We start from the raw sequence: 22,469 nt of genomic DNA, 5'->3' as shown, positions 1-22,469 counted from the left end.
TCAGTTGACAGCGGCGGGTGCGGTGGCCTCATGGGCGCCGTCCGCCGCCGCACCCGCCGTACCGCCCTCGTCCGTCGGCGTGCGCAGGCCGCGCAGCAGCACCACCGCCAGGACCGCGGCCGCGGCCATCACGCCCGCGGCGCACAGGACGGCGGCGTGCAGCCCGTCCATGAAGGCGTCCCGGGCGGCGGACACCAGGGCGTGGCCGACCCGGTCCGGGAGGTGGGCGGCGACCTGAAGGGCGCCGGCCAGGGTCTCGTGCGCCGCGTCGGCGGCCCCCTTCGGGAGGCCGGCGGGCAGCGCGCCCCCGATGTCGTCGCCGTAGACCGCGCTCCCGATGGTGCCGAGGATCGCCATGCCCAGGGCGCCGCCCAGTTCGGTGCCCGACTCCAGGACCGCCGAGGCGGAACCGGCGCGCTCGGGCGGGGCGGCGCCGAGGGCCAGTTCGTTGCCGAGCGACATCACCGCCACCAGGCCGCTGGCGTAGACCGCGGCGCCGCCCAGGACGAACCACAGCGGCGAGGACGCCTCCAGCCGGGACAGCCAGAGGAAGCCGCCGGCCGCGAAGACGAAGCCGGCGGCGACCAGGTGGGCGCGGTCCAGGCGCCGGGCGAGCGCGGCGGACAGCGGCGCGATCGCACCGACGGCGAGGGACGGCACCATGTGCCACAGCGCGGCCCGCAACGGGCTCATGCTCCGTATGGTCTGGAGGTACTGGGTCAGGAACACGGCACAGCCGACGACCGTGAACATCGCCAGCAGGTTCATCAGGACCGAGCCGCTGAACCCACGGTGCCGCAGGAGCTCCAGGTCGAGCATCGGATGGCGGGCGGTGCGCTGCCGCAGGACGAAGGCCGCGGCCGCCAGCACGCCGACGACCAGGGCGGCGACCGGCAGCACGGCCGCGCCGTTCCGGGCGATCTCCTTGATGCCGTAGACGACCGGCAGCATCGCCGCCAGGGAGAGCACCGACCCCAGGAGGTCGAAGCGGCCGGCGGCCGGGTTCTTGAACTCCGGGAGCAGCAGCGGCCCGCAGATCAGCAGCAGCGCCATCGCGGGGGTGTTGACCAGGAAGACCGCGCCCCACCAGAAGTGCTCCAGCAGCGCCCCGCTGAGCACCGGGCCGATGGCGATGCCGCCGGTCACCGCCGCCGACCAGATGGCGACGGCCTTGCCGCGCTGCCGCTCGTCGGGGAAGAGGTTGCGGATCATGGCGAGGGTGGACGGCATCAGGGTGGCGCCGCCGACGCCGAGCAACGCCCGTGCGGCGATGAGCATTTCGGCGCTCTGCGCGTATGCGGCCAGGCAGGAGGCGAGGCCGAAGAGCACGGCGCCGGTCAGCAGCAGCCGGCGGCGGCCGATGCGGTCGCCGAGCGCGCCCATGGTGATCAGCAGGCCGGCGAGGACGAAGCCGTAGACGTCGAGGATCCACAGCTGTTGGACGGCGCTGGGCTCCAGTTGGGCGGACAGGAACGGCACGGCGAAATAGAGGACCGAGACGTCCATCGAGACGAGCAGGCAGGGCAGCAGGAGGACGACCAGGGCGATCCACTCCCGGCGGCCCGCCTTCGGCGCGGGCGCACCCGGCACCTTGGAGGTATACGCAGTAAACGACATGGCGGACAGCGTAAGCACCCGGGGTTTACGGCACAAACACCTTGCCGCAGTTGGGATTTAGGGGTTCGTCACACTAGTGCACCTCGGTGAGGACGGGGGCGCCCGCGGCGCCGCTGCTACGCTCGGCGGCGCGGAAAACCCGGGGAGAACCCCTCGGTGCACTAGTACGGAGGTCGTCGCGTGAACCAGTCCGCACCACCGCCCTACCGACAGATCGCGGACGCCGTCCGGGCCCGCGTCGACGCCGGTGAACTGGCCCCCGGCGACCGGGTGCCGTCGACCCGGCGGATCACCCAGGAGTGGGGCGTGGCGATGGCGACCGCCACCAAGGCGCTCGCCGCGCTGCGCCAGGAGGGCGTCGTCCGGGTCGTACCGGGAGTGGGGACGGTGGTCGCCGCACGGGGCAACCAGGGCAGTGCTCCTGACGGCCGGTCATCCGGGACGGAGGCGGCCCCCGGGGGCGCGTCGCGGGGACGGTCCGCGCGGGAGGGCGACGGCGCGCTGACGCGCGAGCGGATCGTCCGGGCCGGGATCGAGGTCGCCGACGGGGAGGGGCTGCGGGCGCTGTCCATGCGCCGGGTGGCGGCGGAGTTCGGGGTCTCCTCGATGGCGCTCTACCGCCATGTGGGCGGCAAGGACGAGCTGGTGATGCAGATGGCGGACGCCGCGTTCGCCGAGGTGCGGCTGCCGGAACCGGCGCCGACCGGCTGGCGGGACCGGATGGAGGCGGGCGCCCGGCTCCAGTGGGCGCTCTACCGGCGGCACCCCTGGCTCGCCCAGTATCTGTCGATCAGCCGGCCGCAGCCGATGCCGCGGGCGATGGCGGTCATCGAGTGGACCATGGCGCGGGTCGAGGGCATGGACCCGACGACGCTGCTGCACATGTCGGTGACGCTGCTGAACCATGTGCGCGCCACCGCCGCGGTGTTCGAGGACGACCTGGAGGCCGAGCAGCACACCGGGATGGACCGGGACCAGTGGATGGCCGCCATGGAACCGGCCTACGAGCGCATCCTGCGATCCGGCGGGTATCCGATGTACGCGGGGGTGGACGGGCTGGAATCGGACGCGGTGACCCTGGACACCCTCTTCGAGTTCGGGCTCGCGCGACTGCTGGACGGGATGGGGCTGCTGGTGGAGGGGCGGGCGCGAGGGGCGGCGGGAGTTTGACGACAGGCCCTAGGGGGTGGGCGAACACATCCCGTAGGGGACGCGGACGCCCCCTGCGGGGCCACAACGCGGCGCGGCGGGGAGGTATTCCGGCGGAACGCGACGCGGCGGGAAGGTGCGCCGGCAATCCCCCTTCCCCGGGACGCCGTCAGCCGAGTTCGCCGCGTAACCGCTGGGCGCGCAGGACCAGTTCGAGTTCGAACCGGCGGTCGGGGTCCTCGACGTCGTCGCCCCACAGTTCGCGGATCTGGCGGAGGCGGTAGCGGACGGTCTGCGGATGGACGCCGAGGCGGGCGGCGATCTCGGGGGCGCCGCCGCGGGTCTCCAGCCAGGCGAGCAGGGTCTCGGCGAGCCGCCGGCCGTGGGTGGGACCGCAGTGCTCCAGCGGGGCGAGGCGGCGGCGGGTGAGGTCCTCGATCAGTTCGCCGGGCGGCAGCAGCACCAGCGCCTCGGTGTGCTCGGTGCACCGCAGCAGCTCGCCGGCGGGCAGCAGTCCGCGCTCCATCAGGTCGACCGCGGAGGCCGCCCAGCGCAGCGACTTCCCGGCGTCCAGCAGCGGCACGGCGGGCCCGATGGCGCCCGACCAGCCGGCCGCGGCGCGGGACAGCAGCTCGCTGCGGCCGGGGGCGTCCGGGTCCGGCACCACCAGGCGGGGCCGTTCGCACTCCATGTCGAGCAGGATGCCGTCCGCCACCGCGGGCGCCACCGCCTCCCGGTCCGGGCGCAACAGCACCGCCACCGCGACCCGTTCGGGCAGCGGCCAGCCGACCAGCCGGGCCCGTTCGGCGAGCAGCGGACGGGGGTCCCCCGGTTCCGCCGCGGGGGCGGGGAGGGGAGGCTCGCCGGGATCCGGGACGCTCGGCAGGGCGCCGTCCCGGTGGCGGCGACGGCCGTCCCGGGTCGCCGGATCCGGGTCCGCGAACAGCTGGTCCATCAGGCGGCGCTGCATCCGCAGCCGCTCGCCGGCCTGGCGGGCCGCGGCCTCCGCGTAGCCGCGGACGGATTCGGCGACCAGCCCGTCGAGGTACTCGAAGCCGGACTCGGCCAGTTCGTACATGGCGGGCGCGGGGATGGCGACCTCCTGGCCGATCTCCGCCAGCCGCCGCCAGGCCAGGCGCACGCCCAGCCGGTAGATCGCCTGGAGGACGTCCAGGCTGCGGCCCTGGATCACCTCGCCACGGCCGAACTCCTGGAAGACGCGCGGGTGGACGTGCGGCCGGTCCAGGCCGGCGGTGAGGTGCCCGAGGAACTGCTCCAGGGACTGCCGGATGCCGACCAGGGCCCGCGGCTCCCCCGACTCGTCGGGGATCAACGGGAGTCGGGGGTACTCCCGACGGATCTCCCGGAAGATCTCCTGCGCCAGCGCGGGCACTTCCTCCAGTGCCAGGGCGGCGAACCGGTGCACCTGATAGGGCGGCACCTCCCGCCACGCCGAGCGGACCGCGGTCACCACTGCGGCGGCCCTTACGCGCCGGGCCGGCCGAAGGTCACCAGGGGTACGTTCGGCTGCTCGGGCGTGGTCTCCAGGGCGGCGACGATGCCCAGTGCGGCGCCCACGGCCAGGGCGGCGGCGGCCAGTGCGGTCAGCGCGGCGGCGAGCGTGCGGTGCATGGCGCGGCGATCCCTTCGTCGGCAGCCGGTACCGGGAGAGCGGCGCGAGCGGTACCGGGAGAGCGGAACACAGGAGCACGTCGGCAGGCGTACGGGCGCGGGGCGGACGGTCCTGCGGCCCCGCGGCCCGCAGGGACGGGCGGCTCGGAAGACCGGCGGCGGTGCCGCGTTCCCACCGCGCGGCGCCGCTTCGGTCGTGGTGCCTGCCGAGTGTGGAAGGGCATTGACGCGCTGTCAAGGGTTCGCTTACGTTCCCGGCCCATGGCGCCGCGTCGCGGCGCCGCACGTGCACCAGGGCGTGTTCCCCCACCGCTTCCAGGAGTGCTCGTATGCGTCCATCCAGACATCCCGGCTCTTCCACCGCCGACTCCGCTCCCCCCTCCCCCGTGCCCCGCACCGCCTCGCCGCTCTCCCTGGCGCTCCTCGGCGCCGGCGTGTTCCTGCTGGTGCTGGCCCCGCTGCTGATCTGGTACGTGACGCCGCGGGCCGCGGTCACCCCCGTCGACGTGGACGTCACCACGGTCTTCACCGGCACCGGCAGCTACTTCGACACCGACGCGCTGACCACCCGGGACGGGCAGCGGATCACCATCACCCGGCACGTGCTGGGCGACGTCGCGGCGAGCGAGCAGAGCGGGCGGGCGGTCTGGGACGTGTCCACGACGGTCGACACCCCGCGGACGCTGCCCCTGAAGGACCCGCGCAGGGCGTTCCAGTGGACCACCGGCCGCTGGGTCACCGACCGGCGCAGCAACGCCCCCGTGCACTGCTGCGGGGAGAGTCCCACCCGCTTCGACGGGGACGCCTACCTGAAGTTCCCCTTCGCGGTGGAGAAGAAGACCTACCGCTGGTGGGACGACACCCTCGGCGCGGCCGTCCCGCTCCACTTCGCCGGCACCACGCAGCGGCAGGGGATCACCGGCTACCGCTTCACCGGGACCGTGCCGGCCACCCGGACCGGCACCCGGCAGGTCCCCGGGCGGCTGGTCGGTCGCCCGGGGCAGGGCCAGATCCAGGCCGAGGAGTGGTACGCCAACACCGGGATCGACCTGGTCGTCGAGGAGCGCACCGGGCGGATCGTCGACGCGTCGATCTCGCCGGTCAAGACGCTGCGGGCACCCGGCGCCCGGCGGGACGCGGTCGTGCTGCTGCGGGCCCGGAACCTGGCGTTCACGCCCGCCACCCGCCGGGCGCAGATCGCCCTGGCGCGGGCCGACAGCGGGAAGTTGGCCCTGGTCGGGCGGACGCTGCCGACCGCCGCCGGCGCGGCCGGCGGGGTGCTCGCGGTGGCCGGCGGGGTGCTGGTGGCCCGCGGGCGGCGCGGTGGCCGATTCTCAGCGGCGTGAGGACGCAACGGGCGGGAGCGGAGCGGATTTTGTCACCCCGGTGAGTAGCCGCGGGCCCGCCCCGGCGCGAACACTGTGCCTCCCACCGGGAACACGCCCCTGCACGCCCCCGTACCAACCGTCCCCGTACGACCCCGTGACCGACCGACCGTCCCCCGCCCGCTCGCACACCCACCGTCCCCGCACGACCCGCACGACCCGCACGACTCAGCACGCAGTACGTCCCCCACCGCAGGTACCGCACCCTGAGACGAGTTGGATCGCACATGCCCCAGCATGTACCCCCCTCCCCTCCGCTGCCCGTCGCGTCCCCGGCACCGCCGGCACCCCGCGCACCGTCCACGGCCGCCGCTCCGGCCGGGGGCGCCACCCCGCTCCCCCGCCGGATCGTGTTCCTGGCCCGCCGCGACCTGGGCAACCCCGCCGCCGGCGGCTCCGAACTGCTGGTGGACCGGATCGCCGACGGACTCACCGGCCACGGCCACCAGGTCACCCTGCTGTGCGGCGGACCGGCCTCCGACCGCGACTACCGGGTCGTCTCGGCGGGCGGCGACGCCGGCCACTTCCTGCGCGTCCCCCGCCAGGTGGCGCGCCGGGCCGGCGGCTGCGACCTGCTGGTCGAGGTCTGCAACGGCATGCCCTACCTCGCGCCGCTGTGGCACCGCGGCCCGACGCTGTGCCTGGTCAACCACGTCCACACCGACCTGTGGCGGATGCGCTACCCGGCGCCCGCCGCCCGGCTCGGCCGCCGCCTGGAGCACTGGGCGCTGGCCGGCACCCACCGCGGCAACCTGATGGTCGCGGTGTCCGACTCGACCGCCGCCGCCCTCCAGGAACTCGGCGTCGCGCCCGACCGGATCCGGCTCGTCCACAACGGCGTGGAGGAACCCGGTCCGCTCGTCCCCGAGGCCCCCGAGCCGCTGTTCCTGGCCATGGGCCGGCTCGTCGAGTACAAGCGGATCGACCTGCTGCTACGGCTGTGGGAACGGGTCCGTCCGGTCACCGGCGGCCGGCTGGTGATCGTCGGCGACGGCCCGGAGCGCGCCCGGCTGACCGCGCTGGCCGGCCCCGGCGTCACCTTCACCGGCCGGATCTCCGAACAGCGCAAACACCAACTCCTGTGCTCGGCCTGGCTGTTGCTGCACCCCTCCCTCGTCGAGGGCTGGGGCCTGGTGGTGATGGAGGCCGCCGCGCGCCGCACCCCCACCATCGGCTTCGACATCCCCGGCCTGCGGGACTCCGTCGAGGACGGCACCACCGGGCTGCTGGCCCGCGGCGAGAGCGCCTTCGCCGCGCACTGGTGCACCCTGGGCCTGAGCGCCCGCCGGCGGCACGCGCTGGGCGCCGCGGCGGCCGACCGCGCCGCCCGCTTCAGATGGAGCCGGACCGTCCGCAGCTTCCGGGCAGTCGCCGCGGAGGCGTACCTGCGGCCGCTCCCCGGGCGGTGACCGCCCCGTGCGCGACCCCTCGCTGCGCAGGTCCCTGGCCCTCTTCCGGGCCTTCCTGAACGAACCGACCGACCCCGAACACTGCTACCGGCTGCTCGCCCGGGACGCCGCCGACCAGGTCGAACGCCATGTCCCACTGCACGGAGCGGTGGTCGCCGACGTCGGCGGCGGCAGCGGCCACTTCACCGAGGAGTTCCGCCGCCGCGGCGCCCACGGCTACCTCTTCGAACCCGACCCGGCCGAACTCACCGCCCGCGGCCGGACCCCCGACGGCGCGGTGCTCGCCGACGGCTACCTGCTGCCGCTCGCCGACGGCACCGCCGACGTCTGCTTCTCCTCCAACGTCCTGGAGCACGTCGCCGACCCGCAGACCTTCCTCAGCGAACTGGTGCGGGTCACTCGCCCCGGCGGCCTGATCTACGTGGCGTTCACCAACTGGCTCTCCCCCTGGGGCGGCCACGAGACGGCCCCCTGGCACTACCTCGGCGCCGAACGGGCCCGCCGCCGCTACCACCGGCGCACCGGCCGCCCCGCCAAGCACACCCTGGGCGAGAACCTCTTCGCCGTGCACATCGGCCGCACCCTGCGGCAGGTCCGGGCCCGGGACGACGTCGCGGTGGTCACCGCCCGCTCCCGCTACGCGCCGTTCCTCGCCGAGACCATCCCCCGCCTCCCCGGCGTCCGCGAGATCGCCACCTGGAACCTCCTCCTCATCCTCCGGCGGTTGCCATGACCCAGACGCTGAAGATGTCCCCGTCCCCCGGAGCGCCCGACGCCGGCGGCACCCCGGCCACCGCCCCCGCGCCACCGCCCGACGCGCCCCGGCGCCGGCGCTGGCTGCTGGCGTTCTGGGCCGCCGTGCTGGTCGCGTTCCTGGCGCCCTCGCCGGGGAAGATGACGTTCGAGACCAAGCTGGGGGTGGCCGCCGACCCCGGGCGGTTCCTCGCCGACCTCGGCCACATGTGGCACGACCGGGCCGGCTTCGGCGGCCTCGCCGACCAGTACATCGGCTACGCCTTCCCCTCCCTCCCGTATTACGGCGCGGCCCACGTCGTCCACCTGCCCGTCTGGCTCGCCGAACGGCTGTGGATGTCGCTGATCGTCACCACCGCCTTCTGGGGCGCCCTGCGGCTCGCCGAACGGTTCCGCGCCGGCACCCCGCCGACCCGGCTCCTGGGCGCCGCCTGCTACGCCCTGTGGCCCGCCTTCACCCTCGTCATCGGCTCCACGTCGGCCGCCGCGCTGCCCGGCGCGGTGCTGCCCTGGGTGCTGCTGCCGCTCACCGACCCGCGACTCAACCCCCGTACCGCGGCGACCCGTTCGGCCCTGCTGATCCCCTGCATGGGCGGCGTCAACGCGGCCTCCACCCTGGCCTCCCTGCTGCCCGCCCTGCTGTATCTGCTCTCCCGTACGGGACCGCGCCGCCGCGCCCTGCTCACCTGGTGGCTGCCGGGCGTCGTCCTGGCCACCGCCTGGTGGGCGATCCCACTGCTCCTCCTGGGCCTGCACGGCGAGAACTTCATGCCGTTCATCGAACAGGCCGACACCACCACCGGCACCATGTCCGCCACCGAACTGCTGCGCGGCGCCGGCAACTGGGTCGGCTACCTCAACTTCGGCAAACCCTGGCTGCCCGCCGGCTGGACCCTGACCGGCAACGCCGTCGCCGTCGCCGGCTCGGCCCTGGCCGCCGCCCTGGGCCTGGCCGGCCTGGCCCGCCGCGACCTGCCCGAACGCCGCTGGCTGCTGCTCACCGTGCTGACCGTCGCCCTGATCACCCTGGCCGGCTACGGCGGCACCCTCGGCGGCCCCCTGCACGGCCCGTGGCAGGACTGGCTGAACGGCTGGCTGCGCCCGTTCCGCAACATCTACAAGTTCACCCCCGGCCTCGGGCTGGCCCACGCCCTCGGCCTGACCCACCTGCTGGCCGCCGTCCGGTGGACGGGCACCGGGCGGCGCGCCACCCGCCCGGCCGCCCGCCGACTGCCCGCCGCCGTCGCCGCGCTGCTGGTCCTGCCGGCCCTCGCCCTGCCGTACCTCAACGGCAACGTCCTCCAGCCCGGCGCCTTCACCCAACTCCCCACCTACTGGCGGCAGACCGCCGACTGGCTCAAGGACCACACCCACGGCAGCCGCTCCCTGGTCGTCCCCGCCACCGCACACGGCCTGTTCACCTGGGGCTCCCCCATCGACGACCCCCTGGACGTACTCGCCCGATCCCCCTGGGCGCAGCGCGACTTCGTGCCCTTCGGGACCCCCGGCTCGCGCCGCGCCCTGGACGCCGTCGAACAGGCGCTGCTCACCGGTGCCGAGGTCCCCGGCCTGCGCGACTACCTGCACCGGGCCGGCATCCACGACGTCGTCGTCCGCAACGACCTCGACCCCGACCAGATCGGCTACGTCCCCCCGCAGACCGTCGAACGCACCCTGGAGGCGTCCGGCTACCGCAAGGCCGCCGCCTTCGGCCCGCTCACCACCGGCGGCCGGATCCCCGCCGAAGCCCCCCTCCAGGTCCAGGGCCTCTACCCGCGCCAACGCTCCGTCGAGGTCTACCGGCCGCAGGGCGTCCCCGAACCGGGCCCCGTCACCGCCCCCGCCACCGCGGACACCGCCCAGCTCAGCGGCGGGCCGGAAGCCCTCCTCCAGCTCTCCGCCGACCCCGCGCTGCGCCACCGTGCCACCGTCCTGTCCGGCGACCGCCACCCCGGCCTCGGCACCCCGCCGCTCCAGCTCACCGCCGACGGGCTGCGCCGCGCCGACACCCGCTTCGGCCTGGTCAACAGCAACACCTCGTACACCTACACCGCCGACGAGACCAACCTCCCCGGCAGCCTCCAGGACCCCGGCCGCCCACCCCGGCAGATCCTCCCGACCTCCGGCATCGACCACCAGACCACCGCGGTCCTCCGCGGCGCCGCCTCCGTCACCGCCTCCTCCAGCGGCAACTGGCTCTTCCACCTGCCGCAGTACGACCCGGTCAACGCCTTCGACGGCAATCCCGACACCGCCTGGGCGGAGGGCAGCGCCGGCAACCCCGTCGGCCAGTGGATCCGCATCGCCTTCACCCGCCCCACCACCCTTCCCGCGCGCCTCTCCGTCACCCCGCTGCGCGGCGACGGACTCCGCGCCGCCCCCACCGCCGTCCGCGTCCAGACCGACCGCGGCAGCGCCGACAGCACCCTCCGCCCCGACGGCTCCCGCCAGCAGATCAAGGCGCCCCCGGGCAGGGCGACCTGGCTCCAACTCACCATCCGCGGCTCGCAGAACCCGCGCGCCGGCCTCTCCGGCGCCGGCTTCACCGAGATCTCCATCCCCGGCGTCCAGGTCACCCGGCTGCTCCAACTCCCCACCGACGCCACCCGATCCGACTCCCCCTCCCAGGTCATCTCCCTCCACCGCGGCAGCGACCTCGGCGGCCTCTCCCCCGTCTCCGCCGAGATCGGCCTGCACCGCCAGTTCACCACCGGCCGCACCGCCCCCTACACCGTCTCCGGCACCGCGCTGGCCGTCCCCGGCACCGCCCTCGACCGACTCCTGGACAGGATCGCCCCCGAGCAGAAGGACCGCATCACCGCCACCGCCGACTCCACCAGCTTCGGCTTCGGCCAGTCCCTCAGCCCCCGCAACCTCGTCGACGGCGACCTGACGACGGCCTGGATCGCCGGCGACAAACCCACCCTCCACCTGCGCTGGCCCGGCAAGAAGAAGATCGACCAGATCGTGCTGGCCGCCGCCGGCGGCATCTCCACCCGCCCCGAACAGATCCAGCTCAACTCCCCCTACGGCGCGGCCACCGCCGGCGTCGACGAGAACGGCCTGGCCCGCTTCGACCCGATCACCACCGACCGCCTCGACATCACCATCAGCAAGGTCAAGGAACTCACCCTCAGCAACCCCGTCGCCGGCCAGGCCCTGCAACTCCCCGTCGGCCTCAGCGAGGTCTACCTCCCCGCCCTCGACGCCTACCGCACCCCGCGCCCGGCCCCCGACAAGCGCTTCGCCCTCCCCTGCGGCCAGGGCCCGATGCTCGCCGTCGACGGCATCCTGTACGCCAGCCGGGCCAGCGGCTCGATCCGCGACCTCACCGACCGCCGCCCCATCGACGTCCAGCTCTGCGGCCCGGCCGTCACCGACGGTCGGCTGCTCCTGCGCGCCGGCCAGCACCGCGTGGAGGCCGGCGACCAGGGCCCGTTGGCGATCACGGACGTGACATTGGGCCGAGGACCGGCGGCCGAGGCCATGTCACCCTCGGTGAACACCCGGTCGTCCGCCGACGCGCGGTCCTCCACCGGATCGCCGTCCTCCACCGACTTACGGCATCCTGCCGACGCACGGTCCGCCGACGCCCCCGGCACGGCACGGACCCCCGACACCGCACGGACTCCCGACAGCGCACGCGCCGTCGCCGCCAAAGACTGGACCGGCGACCACCGCACCGTCACCATCGGCACCGGCCCGGCCGCCTACCTCCAACTCCACGAGAACGCCAACGACGGCTGGCACGCCACCCTCAACGGCCGGGAACTCACCCCGCTCCGCGTGGACGGCTGGCAACAGGCGTTCCTCGTCCCGGCCGGCGCCGGCGGCACCGTCACGCTCTCCTACGCCCCGGCCACCTCCTACGACGTGGGCCTCGTCGCCGGCGCGCTGGGCATCGTCGCGCTCCTCGCCTCCGCCCTGATCCGCCGCACCCGCCGGACCCCGGGCACCCCGCCCGCCGCACCGCCGCAACCGCCCGCCCCGTCCTGGGTCCTGGGCACGCTGGCCCTGACCGCGGTGGTGGCCCTGGCGGCCGGGCCGTACGCGCTGATCGTCGCGCCGCTGGCCCTGGTGGCCCGCCTCCGGCCGCGGGCACTGGTACCGCTGGCCGGCACCGCGATGCTCGCGGCCGGCATCACCGCCGCCGTCGGCGCTGGCCACCCCGTCGCCGACCACGAGGGCGCCTTCAGCGGGCTCGCCCAGGCCCTGGCCCTGCTGGCACTCGCGTCGGCCGTCGTCACCCTGCCGACGCCCGCGACCGACACCTCGGCCGCGATCGGCGCCCGACCGCCGGACGCTGTCGCCCCACCGCCCGACGCTGTCGCCCCGCCACCGGACGCTGCCGTCCCACGGCCGGACGCCGGCACGGCACCCCCGGCCAGCGGCCGGCCCCCGGCCACCAGCCAGGAGGACACCTCACGATGACCGCCCTGGAACCAGCCCGACCAGCCCGACCGGTCCAACCGGTCCAACCGGTCCAACCGGTCCAACCGGTCCAACCGGTCCAACCGGTCCAACCGGTCCAACCGGTCCAAGACGACCCGCCGGGGAGCCGGGACGTCCACCCCCGCGCCACCGCCCCCACCCGTCCCCACCACCCCGCGCGCATCCCGTTCCCCCTGGTGGACGAGATCTCCCGGCACTGCCTGGAGGACGACGAACCGGAGACCGTCCACATAGAGGTGCACCTCCCCGGCCGACTCGACCACGAACGGCTGCGCACCGCGTTCCACCAGGCCCTCGCCCGCCATCCGCGCGTCCTGATGCGCCAGGTGCCGACCCGCTGGTGGCACCGCCACTACACCTGGCAGCTCACCCCGGCCCCGGATGTGGACCCGGTCGTCTTCCCGCCCCCGGGCCCCGACGCCCTCGCCCACGCCCGGGCCCGCGCGCTCACCGACTGCCCTCCCCTGGACGCCTCGCCCCCCGTCCGCCTGGAGGTCATCGAGCCCGCGCACGCCGCCCCCGTGGACGACCGTCGACCAGCGGTCCCCTCCACCGGCACCGTGCTGCTGCTCACCCTCCACCACACCGCCCTGGACGGCCCGGCCTGCCTCCGCATCCTGGCCACCGCCGCCGAACTGTACGCCGGGTCCACGGGCCCGACCGGGTCAACAGAACCGGCGGGCTGCACAAGCCCATCCGGGTCGGCAGATCCGACCGAGCCGCCCACCCATCCACCTCATCTACCCCACTCACCTCATCCGCCCTATACACCCCATCCGCCGCAACTGCCTGGCCGCTCACCCCTCCCCCACCACTCCCGCCCAGGACTCCTCACCCGCCCGGCCCGCCTCGCCCCCGACCACTCCACGCCAACCACCAACCCGACGACCAGCAATGCCAGCACCAGCGGCAGTAGCAGTAGCAACGGCAACGGCATGCTCCTCGCCGAACTCTCCGTCCCCACCCGCCCCCACACCCCATCGGCGAACGGCCCCCCTACACCGTCAACGACCAACTCCTGGTCGCCACCTACCTGATGGCCGCCCGCTGGAACCAGCTCCACGACCGCCCCGCCGCCCCCGTCGTCATCACCATGCCCATCGACGACCGGTCACGAGGCCCTCACATGCCCATCGGCAACGGCACCCGCCTCGCCGCCGTCCCCTTCCCGTCCACCACACCACCCCTCACGCCACACACCAGCCCGGGCGGTGCTCCCCACACCACCCCGGCCCCCACCCCCCTCACCCCTCTCCTGCACCGGACCTCCGCCCGTACCCGGGCCCGGAAGTCGACCACTCCCCGTTCCCCGCTCGGCCTGCCCGCCGCCGTGCTGACCTCCCTCCCCCTCCCCGTCGGGCCCCGCCGCGCCCTCACCCGTGCCCTCCGCTCCCTCGCCGCCCCCTGGACGCCCACCACCCTCCTCTCCAACATCGGCCGTGTCCCGTATCCCCTGGATTTCGGCGAAACGGGCGGCCGGGCGACCGCGGTGTGGTTCTCCGCGCCGGCCCGGATGCCCCGCGGCCTGAGCATCACCACCGCCGCCACCTGCGACGGGGACCGCATCCACCTCGCCCTCCGCTGGTCCCGCGCCCTCCTCGACGAGGCCGCCGCCGGCCGCCTGCTCGACCTCTTCCGCTCCTCCCTCGCCGCCACCGCCTGGTCCCCGGGAACCGCCCCCGCACCAGGACCCGTCCGCTCGGCGGAAGAAGGCGGCGCCCCATGACCACCACCCCCCTTCGGAGCTTCTACGAGAACCCCGCGGTGCCGGTCGCTTCCGGCGACGCCCGCAGCCGACGGCAGGCCCGGCTCCTGGCGCGCGCCCTCGGCCCCGTACACGCCGGCGCGCCACCCGCCACCGTCCTGGACATCGGCTGCGGCGACGGCACCGCGGCCGCCACCGCCGCCGACGTCCTCACGGGTCACCGCGTCATCGGCGTCGACTGGTCCCAGGACGCCCTCCGCCGCGCCGCCGCCCACATCGGACACGTCGTACGCGGCGAACTCACCGACGGCGGACTCCCGTTCGCCACCGGATCGGCCGACGCCGTCCTCTTCAGCGAGGTCATCGAGCACCTCGTCGACCCCGACGCCGCCCTCGACGAACTCCGCCGCGTGCTACGCCCGGGCGGCCATCTGCTGCTCTCCACCCCGAACCTCGCCGCCTGGTACAACCGCGGCCTCCTGCTGGCCGGTGTCCAGCCCGTCTTCTCAGAGGTCAGCCTGCGCGCCATCCACGGCCGCCCCGGCAGCCAGGTCGTCGGCCACCTGCGTCTCTACACCGCCCGCGCGCTCCGCGCCTTCCTCACCGCGTCCGGCTTCGACGTCATCCGCATCGCCGGCGCCCCGTACCACGACGTCCCCCGCCCGCTCCGCCCCTTCGACCGCGCCGCCTGCCACGCCCCGTCCCTGGCCTCCATCCTCCTGGCCCACGCCCGCCCCCACCCCACTCACCACAACCACCCCGCCCATCCCACCCACCCCACCCGTCACAATCTGCAACGAACCCGGGAACAAAACTACGCTCCGTAATCGTTGCCGAAACAGCAAGGAAGGAGGCCCCCGCAAGGCACACCCACCGGCCCCACCCCGGAACCACCACCACCCAGACCGAACCCCACCCGAGCCACCAAAGAACAGCCCCGAAGGACACCGGACCCGCCCGAGCCGCCAAAGACCGTCCGAGCCACCCGAGCAAGCGAGCCACCCGAGCGAGCGAGTCAAAAGCGAGCCCTCCGAAAAAGCGAGTCACCCGAGCAGGCCAGTCACCCCAGTCACGCGAGTCCCCCGAGAAGGAGGTAGGCCCATGCTCTGGTGGGGCGTGGCGTCCGCACTGCTCGCCAACGTCCTCTACAGCACCGGCTTCGTCCTGGAGAAACGCGCACTCGCCACCCTCCCCGCCCTCAGCACCCGCCGCCCCGCCCGCCTCATACGCCACCTCCTCAGCAGCCCCCTGTGGCTGGGCGGCTCACTCGCCCTGGCCGCGGGCTTCGCCGCCCAACTCGCCGTCTACCGCACCCTCCCCATAGCCGCCGCCCAGGGCATCTTCATCTCGGGGCTGGTCCTGCTCCTGCTCATGTCCTCGGCGCTGCTCGGCGAGCGCACCAGCGGCCGGGAGCGGCAGGGCATAGCGGCGATCCTGATGGCACTCGTACTGGTCGTCGCCTCCCTCCGGAACGACGACGCCCGGGCCATCGCCCGCACCGCCCCGCCCGCGACGCTGCTCGCGATCGCCGTACCGTCCCTGGCCGCGGGGCTGCTGCTGTACCGCTCGGCGGAGCTGCGCGCCCGCCGCCGCCACCGCCGGCCAACCGCCGGCGTCCCCTACGGGGTGGCCGTCGGGCTCCTCTACGGCGTCAGCTCGCTGGCCATCAAGGGCGTCTCCGGCCTGCTCGACTTCCACGACCTCCGGGCCACCGCGTGGGCCGTCCTCCGCTCGCCCTACCCGTACCTGCTTCTCTTCACCGGGGCCACCGGCCTGGTCCTGTCCCAAACCGCCCTGCAACGCTGCCGAGCCTCGGTGATCGTTCCCGTGTGCACCACGGTGACCTGCGTCTTCACCGTCGCCTGCGGCACCGTGGCGTTCGGCGAACCACTGCCCGGCGACCCCCTGCGCCTGGCACTGCGCCTGGGCGGCACGGCCGTGGCCCTCACGGTCCTCCTGGCACTCCCGCGCCACGAAGCACCCCCGCCGTCCCACCGCGACGCGCCCACCCCGCGGCAATACCACCCACCCGCACTTCCACGCGGGGAGACACCCGCACCCTCCGCACCGGGAGCCCCCCTCACACCCGAGCCGGCGGCGACGACCGCCCTCCCGCCGACAGCCCCAAGGGCTGCGACCACAGCTCACCGAACCCCTCAACCACCCGTGACCACAAGCAACGTGACCACCCGACGAAGGGATTGATCAATGGCGAGGCCGAGCGATGAGCCGAGCGAAGCGAGCGAAGCAAGGAGCCATGCGATGAGCCACGCGCGATGCGCGGTGACGAAGTCGAGCGTGAGGGAGTCGAGTGCCGTGCGTGGAGGGAGTGGATCGTGAAGCCTGACGATGCGCTGTTGAAGATTCTGGCGTGCCCGATCGACAAGGGGCCCCTGGTGCTCTTGACCTCCGAGGAGGCGCTCTACAACCCGCGGCTGCGCCGGCGCTATCCGATCCTCGACGGGATTCCGCAGCTGCTCCCGTCCTCCGGGGAGCAGGTCTCGGAAGCCGAACACGAACGCGCAGTACGCGAGAGCAAGGACAGGAACGAGAGCGGGAGCGAGAACAGGACCGAGAACGGGCGCGAGAACGGGCGCGAGAGCGGGAGCGAGAACGGGAGCGAAATCAGCGGCGCGATCGGCGGAACGATCGGGAAACCGGACGAGATCGAGGACGAGATCGAGGAGGTGGGGACGGCGGAGTCAGGAACGGAGGCAGGAACGGAAATGGGAGGCGCGCCAGGTGGAGCCGCGGGAGGAGCGGCAGGAGTCACGGGGCCGGGGCCGGAGAGGGTGGCGTCCGGGTCGGGGCCCGGGGCGGGGGCCGGGTCATGACGTTCGCGGCGCGGGTGGGGCCCTGGTTGCCGGGGCGCATGGTGTCGGCGCTGGCGGCCGGGCTCTACCCGCGGTTCGAACCGGAACTAGCGCGCCTGCCCGACTTCTGTCCGGCAGGCGGTACGGCCGTGGACGTCGGAGGGTGGTACGGCCCATGGACCCGGCGCCTGGCACGCCGCGCGGACCGGGTCGTCACCGTCGAGCCCGTCCCCCATCTGGCTCGCCTGCTCGCCTCGACCACGCCGGCGCACGTGGACGTCGTATCCGCCGCGGCCACCGACCACGCCGGTTGCGCCACGCTCTGGCTCCCTCCGGACGGCCGCGGCGACCGCGGGGTCTCCTCACTCGTACGCCGTGAGGTGCACTCCGCCACCCTGGACGTCCCCTGTCTCCCCCTGGACGCGCTGCGCCTCACCGCCGTCACCCTCATCAAGATCGATGTGGATGGCGGCGAGCTTGCGGTACTACGCGGCGCGGCACGCACCATCGAGCGCGAACTCCCGGCCCTCTTCGTGGAGTTGGAGACCCGCATCCAACCGCTGGCGCCCGTCCTGGAGTGGACGGCCGCCCGTGGATATCGCGGCTGGGTCCTGCCACACGACCACTGGCTGCCGCTGGCCGACTTCGATCTGTCCGCCCATCAGTCCCGTACCTCCCACGTCGCCGAACACGGTCTGCTGCGCCGCTCCCTCGCCCCGCACCGCCGCTACGTCAATTCCGTGCTCTTCCTCCCCGACGGCGTCCGCCCCGGTCCCGCGCACACCGCGGGTCCCGCGCACACCGCGCCGACTGCCGCCTCCGCACCTCCCACGGCCGTCATCCACGACCATGTCCATCATGAGCCCCGCCACTGACAATGCCCCGCCCGCCGGCTCCGGCACCCCCTCCGACCTGCCCGGCCCCCTCGCCTTCCAGCTCGTACTGCTGCGTCGCATGGCCGACCACCAGCCCGTCCTCGTCGAGAACGCCCTCCGCCAACTACGCGTCACCCGCGCCCAGATGCGCGAGGCCAACCGCCGCTGGCAGGCCCGGATGCACAGCCCGCGGGCGCGCGCCGGCGTCCAGCCGTACCGTGCACTGCTCGGTACGCCGGAGACCGTCGCCACCCGCCGCATCGGCGACCTGACCTGCGAGGCGCTGACCTGGCCGATCCTCCTCTGGCCGGACCTGCGGTTCGAGATGCTCACCGCGCCCGGGGGCGGCGTCTGGAACGCCTGGCTCGTACGCGCACCCGGCGCCCCCGGACCCGACCTCCGGACGACCGCGGACCTCGCCCCCTGGTCGTGCACGGTCGACGAGGTCGCCCGCGCCTTTCCCCCGGCCCACCCGATGGAGGGCAGCGCCCCCACCCGCTGGCGCCTGGCCTGCACCGCCCCCGGACCGGACGGCGCGCCCCAGGACGTCGTCACGGAGTTCACCTGGGGCCTTTTCCAGCGGCGAGTGGAGGGGTGAGCGAAAGCGAGGAGGACGAGCGAGGAGGACGAGAAAGAGCAGCGGGAGGATCAACGAGATGAAGTCGACGGCTCACCAAGGGCCCGAACTGACACCTCGTAGAGGACCGGCCGCAACCCCCGCCCCTGAAGTCTGACATTCAGTCAGCCCCCCTCGGAGTCGGCCTCGGAGTCGGCCTCGGAGTCGGCCCCAGACTCGACCCTGGCCTCGGGATCGGGCTGGGACTCGGGATCGGGATCGGAATCGGCCCCGAATGCTCCGAGCCAAGCCTGACTGACGGTCAATCCCCCTCCCCTCACCCCAACGCCGCCCCTCCCACGCCCTCGTCCCCCGAGCGGACGCGCTCAGCGGGCGGGGCCCAGTGGGGGCTCGGAGGATGGCGCACGAGCGCTCACGTGCGGGCGCTCGTGCCCAGTACCGGCCCGCCGGAGACGTTCGCACCGGCCCATCGGGGAGGAATCCACCATGACCATCAGCCTCGCCCAACTGCGCCGCTGCTCGGCCGCCGTCGACCTCGGAGCGGCCCGGACCAGGGTGTACGTCAAGAACCAGGGGCTGGTCGTCGACGAACCGACCGTCGCCGCGGTCAACACCCGCACCGGGTCGATGCTGGCCGTGGGCGCCCAGGCCGAGGTGATGGACGGCCGCACGCCGGACTACATCCGCGTGGTCCGGCCGGTCTCCAACGGGACGGTCGTGGACATCGACCTGGCCCAGCGCCTGCTGCGCCACCTGGTCGGCGACAAGCTGCGCAAGACATGGCGGCGGCGGCCCTCGATGCGGGCCGCGGTCTGCCTCCCGTACGGCAGTGAGCCGCTGGCGCAGCGGGCCGCCGTGGAGACGCTGACCGGGTTGGGCGCCCGTCGGGTCGAGCTGGTCGACACGCTGGTCGCCGCGGCCGTCGGTTGCGGGCTCCCGGTGGAGCAGCCGGAAGCGACCATGATCGTGGTGTGCGGTGCGGGGACCACGCAGGTCGCGGTGCTCTCGCTCGGCTCGATCGTGGCCGCCGAGACCGTCCCCGTGGGCGGCAACGCCATCGACCACGCGGTGATCCAGCACCTTCGGCTGCACCACGAGCTGATGCTGCCGAACCAGTCGGTGCGTCCGCTGCACCTGATGCTGTCCGGGGACGGGGAGCTCACGCCCGGCTCCACCGAGGTGCACGGGCGGGACGTGGTCAGCGGGCTGGCCCGGTCCGTGCATGTGGACACCGAGCGGGTGCGGCGCGCCATCATCACCCCGCTGACGGCGATTCTCGACGGCATCAGTGCGGTGCTCCGCCGCTGCCCGCCGGACCTCGTGGCCGACCTCGGCGAGCGCGGCATCATGCTGGCGGGCGGCAGCGCGCTGATCCCGGGCCTGGAGCCGATGATCCACGAGGCCACGTCGATGCCGGTGCACATCGCGGACCAGCCCAGCACCTGTGCGGTGCAGGGGCTGGGCGCGATGATCGAGGGCAAGGTACAGCCCCTGCACCTCGACCCGATGGCCCCCTGACCCCGGTGGCCTCCTGACCAGGTGCCCTGTCGGCCCGGTGACCCGGTCGGCCCGATGGCCCCCAGGCGTGCCCGGCCGCCTACAGGCTCCGGGCGTTCCAGGCGATCACCGCGGGCCGGTCGTGCTCGGTGCCCAGGACGCCGATCGTGCCGGTGCCGAAGGTGAACAGGCCGCCCGAGGCGGCCGGGAGTCCCAGCCGGCGGGCGGTCAGTACGCGCAGAAAGTGCGCATGCGCCACCAGCGCCACATCGCCCTCGTCGACCTCAAGGTGGGGCGCGATCAGTGCCAGTACGCGGTCGGCGCGCGCCCCGACCTCCTCGGGTGACTCCCCGGGGTGCTCGGCCGGCCCCGGCGCGACGCCGTCGTCGAAGAGGTACCAGTCGGGTCTGCTGCGGTGGATCTCGGCGGTGGTGATCCCCTCGTCCCCGCCGTAGTCCCATTCCCGCAGGTCATCGAGGATGTGCGGGGAGGGGAGCCCGGCCAGTTCGGCGGTGCGCAGTGCGCGCGTCATCGGGCTGGCGTAGACCCGCGCGATCTTCCGCGCCGACAGCAGCGGCCGGAGGGCGCGGGCCTGCTCCTCGCCGTTGGCGGTGAGGGGGAGGTCGGTCCAGCTGGTGTGCCGGCCGTCCCGGCTCCACTCGGTCTCGCCGTGCCGGACCAGCAGGAGCTCGCTCATGCCGCGATCTCGCTTCGCTCGCTCACGCGCCCTGCGCCTGCTCTCCGCCGCCGTTCTGCGCCTGCTGCTCCTGGGCCTCGGCGACCGAGGCGCGGACCTCGCCCATGTCGAGGGTGCGGGCCTGGCCGATGACGTCCTCCAGAGCGGCCTCGGGGAGCGCCCCGGGCTGGGCGAACACCGCGATGTTCTGCCGGACGATCATCAGGGTGGGGATGGAGCGGATGTCGAAGGCGGCGGCGAGTTCGGGCTGCTTCTCCGTGTTGACCTTGGCGAAGAGCAGGTCGCCGTGCTTCTCGGACGACCGCTCGAAGACCGGCCCGAACTGCTTGCAGGGGCCGCACCATTCGGCCCAGAAGTCGATCAGGACGAAATCGTTGCCGGAGACGATCTCGTCGAAGTTTTCCTTGGTGAGCTCCACGGTGCTCATACGCGCTTCCCTGCTTCCGGTTCGTCGAGGCTTCGGCGGCTTGACGCTTCGGCCTCCGGGGCGGCTGTGGTGTGCGGCTGGTTTCCGCTGTTCGGTCGGTGTCCGCTGTTCGGTTGGGTTCGGTGTTTCGGTTGGGTTCGGTGTTTGGTTGGGTTCGGCGTGCGGCGCACCGACGGCCTGCCGGGCGCCGGCGGACGGCCCGCCCGGTGCCCGACTCCCGTCACAGCTTCCCTCACGGCTTCCGTAACAGGACCAACCCGCACGGTATTCCGCATTTCCGCGATTCCGCGCACCGGACCGCCCGGCTCCCCTGCCCACACCGCGCCGTCCTAGACATGCCGTGGCCCAGATCACCCCCTACGGGGAGCGGGGCCGGGCAGCCCATGACGGCTGCCTCAACCTGCGCGGCCGTGAGGGCTGCTGTCGCACCCCGACCGTCGTGGCCGTGACGGCTGCCGTGTCGACCGCCGGCACCGCGAACCGTGCCGCGCCCCGTCCACCCGCCCGCCCTACGATGGACGGGGGGCCGCCCGGAAGGAGGCGTCGGCCCTATGGAGACACGCGTCGACGAGATCGCCGATGGGATCTACCGGATCTCCACCTACGTTCCCGACGTGGCCGCGCCGGCCGGCTTCACGTTCAACCAGTTCCTCATCGACGCGGAGGAACCGCTGCTCTTCCACACGGGCATGCGGCATCTCTTCCCCGCGGTCTCGGAGGCCGTGGGAAGGGTGGTTCCGGTGGCGGAGCTGCGCTGGCTGGCGTTCGGGCACGTGGAGGCCGACGAGTGCGGGGCGATGAACGAGTTCCTGGCCGCGGCCCCGCACGCCGAGGTGGCCCACGGGCTCCAGGGGTGTCTGGTCTCGCTCAACGATCTCGCCGACCGGCCGCCGCGCCCGTTGGCGCACGGCGAGACGCTGGACCTGGGTGGCAAGGAGCTGTTGCGCCGCCGGGTGATGCACCTCAACACCCCGCATGTGCCGCACAACTGGGAGGCGCGGGTGCTGTTCGAGGAGACCACCGGCACGCTGCTGTGCGGTGATCTGTTCACTCATCTGGGCAACGGCCCGCCGATCACCGAACGCGACCTGGTCGGGCCGGCGCTGGACGCGGAGGAGATGTTCCGCCAGACGTCCTGCCTGACGGCGGCGGTGGAGACCATGCGTTCCCTGGCCCGGCTCTCGCCCCGGACGCTGGCCGTGATGCACGGGTCGTCGTACGACGGGGACGGCGCGGCAGCGCTGCGCGCGCTGGCCGACGGCTATCAGGAGCGGTTCGGCCCGGAACTGGCGTTCGCCGCCCGGCCGAGTGCCCTGGCCGGCGCCAACGCCCCACAGGGCTGACCGCGTCCGCGCCGCCGAACCGGGGGCGCGGCCCGCCGATCGGGCCGTTCGCCGGCGCCCCGGGTCGGGTTCCGACGGGATGTCGCGGGGCCTGCGTCGTGGTGCGCAGTGGTCTGCAGCGGCGGCTAGCATCGCTTA

At 74.0% G+C, this 22,469-nt stretch carries 16 protein-coding genes and 2 pseudogenes; 13 read left to right on the top strand and 5 right to left on the bottom strand.

The window, feature by feature from the left end:
* Entirely contained in the window at positions 1 to 1,617 is a 1,617-nt protein-coding gene (locus MOV08_RS28225) for an MFS transporter (RefSeq protein WP_275309376.1), read from the bottom strand.
* Between the two features lie 180 nt (positions 1,618 to 1,797).
* Here MOV08_RS28225 and MOV08_RS28220 point away from each other — a divergent pair, with 180 nt between their 5' ends.
* On the top strand, positions 1,798 to 2,787 hold the full coding sequence (locus MOV08_RS28220) for a TetR/AcrR family transcriptional regulator (RefSeq protein ID WP_039636818.1): 990 nt from the start codon (positions 1,798 to 1,800) through the stop codon (positions 2,785 to 2,787).
* 148 nt (positions 2,788 to 2,935) lie between these two features.
* Here the strand turns inward: MOV08_RS28220 and MOV08_RS28215 are convergent, their stop codons facing one another.
* Together MOV08_RS28215 and MOV08_RS28210 are read right to left on the bottom strand one after the other, a co-directional pair.
* Positions 2,936 to 4,240 carry a PucR-like N-terminal domain-containing protein gene (locus tag MOV08_RS28215; protein WP_275309375.1) on the bottom strand — a complete coding sequence of 435 codons (1,305 nt, stop codon included), beginning with the start codon at positions 4,238 to 4,240 and terminating at the stop codon, positions 2,936 to 2,938.
* 11 nt (positions 4,241 to 4,251) lie between these two features.
* Complete coding sequence (locus MOV08_RS28210) at positions 4,252 to 4,398, bottom strand: hypothetical protein (protein WP_203232583.1); 147 nt, start codon at positions 4,396 to 4,398, stop codon at positions 4,252 to 4,254.
* 386 nt (positions 4,399 to 4,784) lie between these two features.
* Here MOV08_RS28210 and pgfA point away from each other — a divergent pair, with 386 nt between their 5' ends.
* From pgfA to mreB, 11 genes and pseudogenes are all read left to right on the top strand, one after another.
* A complete protein-coding gene (gene pgfA / locus MOV08_RS28205) occupies positions 4,785 to 5,744 on the top strand; it encodes a cell envelope lipid trafficking protein PgfA (protein ID WP_275311917.1) in 960 nt (319 codons plus the stop codon).
* Positions 5,745 to 6,010: 266 nt separating this feature from the next.
* Positions 6,011 to 7,192, top strand: coding sequence for a glycosyltransferase family 4 protein (locus MOV08_RS28200; protein WP_039636812.1), 1,182 nt, complete (start codon positions 6,011 to 6,013; stop codon positions 7,190 to 7,192).
* 7 nt (positions 7,193 to 7,199) lie between these two features.
* Entirely contained in the window at positions 7,200 to 7,925 is a 726-nt protein-coding gene (locus tag MOV08_RS28195; RefSeq protein ID WP_039636810.1) for a class I SAM-dependent methyltransferase, read from the top strand.
* A complete protein-coding gene (locus tag MOV08_RS28190) occupies positions 7,922 to 12,376 on the top strand; it encodes an alpha-(1->3)-arabinofuranosyltransferase domain-containing protein (RefSeq protein ID WP_275309374.1) in 4,455 nt (1,484 codons plus the stop codon). The genes MOV08_RS28195 and MOV08_RS28190 overlap by 4 nt, the downstream gene beginning before the upstream one ends.
* Positions 12,373 to 14,123: pseudogene (locus tag MOV08_RS28185) on the top strand (condensation protein). The gene MOV08_RS28190 and the pseudogene MOV08_RS28185 overlap by 4 nt, the downstream one beginning before the upstream one ends.
* Positions 14,120 to 14,929: a class I SAM-dependent methyltransferase gene (locus MOV08_RS28180; RefSeq protein WP_275309373.1), complete on the top strand. Its 810-nt coding sequence runs from the start codon at positions 14,120 to 14,122 to the stop codon at positions 14,927 to 14,929. Before MOV08_RS28185 ends, MOV08_RS28180 begins: the two are co-directional and overlap by 4 nt.
* A gap of 274 nt (positions 14,930 to 15,203) precedes the next feature.
* Complete coding sequence (locus tag MOV08_RS28175) at positions 15,204 to 16,307, top strand: DMT family transporter (RefSeq protein ID WP_275309372.1); 1,104 nt, start codon at positions 15,204 to 15,206, stop codon at positions 16,305 to 16,307.
* A gap of 131 nt (positions 16,308 to 16,438) precedes the next feature.
* Positions 16,439 to 16,633, top strand: a pseudogene (locus MOV08_RS28170) (Trm112 family protein); the annotation flags it as partial.
* Positions 16,634 to 16,932: 299 nt separating this feature from the next.
* On the top strand, positions 16,933 to 17,790 hold the full coding sequence (locus MOV08_RS28165; RefSeq protein ID WP_039636806.1) for an FkbM family methyltransferase: 858 nt from the start codon (positions 16,933 to 16,935) through the stop codon (positions 17,788 to 17,790).
* Positions 17,774 to 18,388, top strand: a complete 615-nt coding sequence (locus MOV08_RS28160; protein WP_275309371.1) for a hypothetical protein — start codon at positions 17,774 to 17,776, stop codon at positions 18,386 to 18,388. The genes MOV08_RS28165 and MOV08_RS28160 overlap by 17 nt, the downstream gene beginning before the upstream one ends.
* A 465-nt stretch (positions 18,389 to 18,853) precedes the next feature.
* On the top strand, positions 18,854 to 19,885 hold the full coding sequence (gene mreB, locus MOV08_RS28155) for a rod shape-determining protein (protein WP_039636803.1): 1,032 nt from the start codon (positions 18,854 to 18,856) through the stop codon (positions 19,883 to 19,885).
* A 79-nt stretch (positions 19,886 to 19,964) separates the two neighbouring features.
* Here mreB and MOV08_RS28150 read toward each other — a convergent pair whose 3' ends face one another.
* On the bottom strand, positions 19,965 to 20,561 hold the full coding sequence (locus MOV08_RS28150; RefSeq protein WP_073442134.1) for a histidine phosphatase family protein: 597 nt from the start codon (positions 20,559 to 20,561) through the stop codon (positions 19,965 to 19,967).
* Positions 20,562 to 20,583: 22 nt separating this feature from the next.
* On the bottom strand, positions 20,584 to 20,988 hold the full coding sequence (trxA, locus tag MOV08_RS28145; RefSeq protein ID WP_275309370.1) for a thioredoxin: 405 nt from the start codon (positions 20,986 to 20,988) through the stop codon (positions 20,584 to 20,586).
* Positions 20,989 to 21,539: 551 nt separating this feature from the next.
* Between trxA and MOV08_RS28140 the strand changes: the two genes are divergently transcribed.
* Complete coding sequence (locus MOV08_RS28140; protein ID WP_039636797.1) at positions 21,540 to 22,331, top strand: MBL fold metallo-hydrolase; 792 nt, start codon at positions 21,540 to 21,542, stop codon at positions 22,329 to 22,331.
* Positions 22,332 to 22,469: the final 138 nt, after the last annotated feature.

Source organism: Streptomyces yunnanensis, assembly GCF_029011865.1.
GTDB classification, from domain to species: Bacteria; Actinomycetota; Actinomycetes; order Streptomycetales; family Streptomycetaceae; genus Streptomyces; species Streptomyces yunnanensis.
Note: the sequence above shows the minus strand (reverse complement) of the source record. Positions and strands in the feature narration are given on the sequence as shown.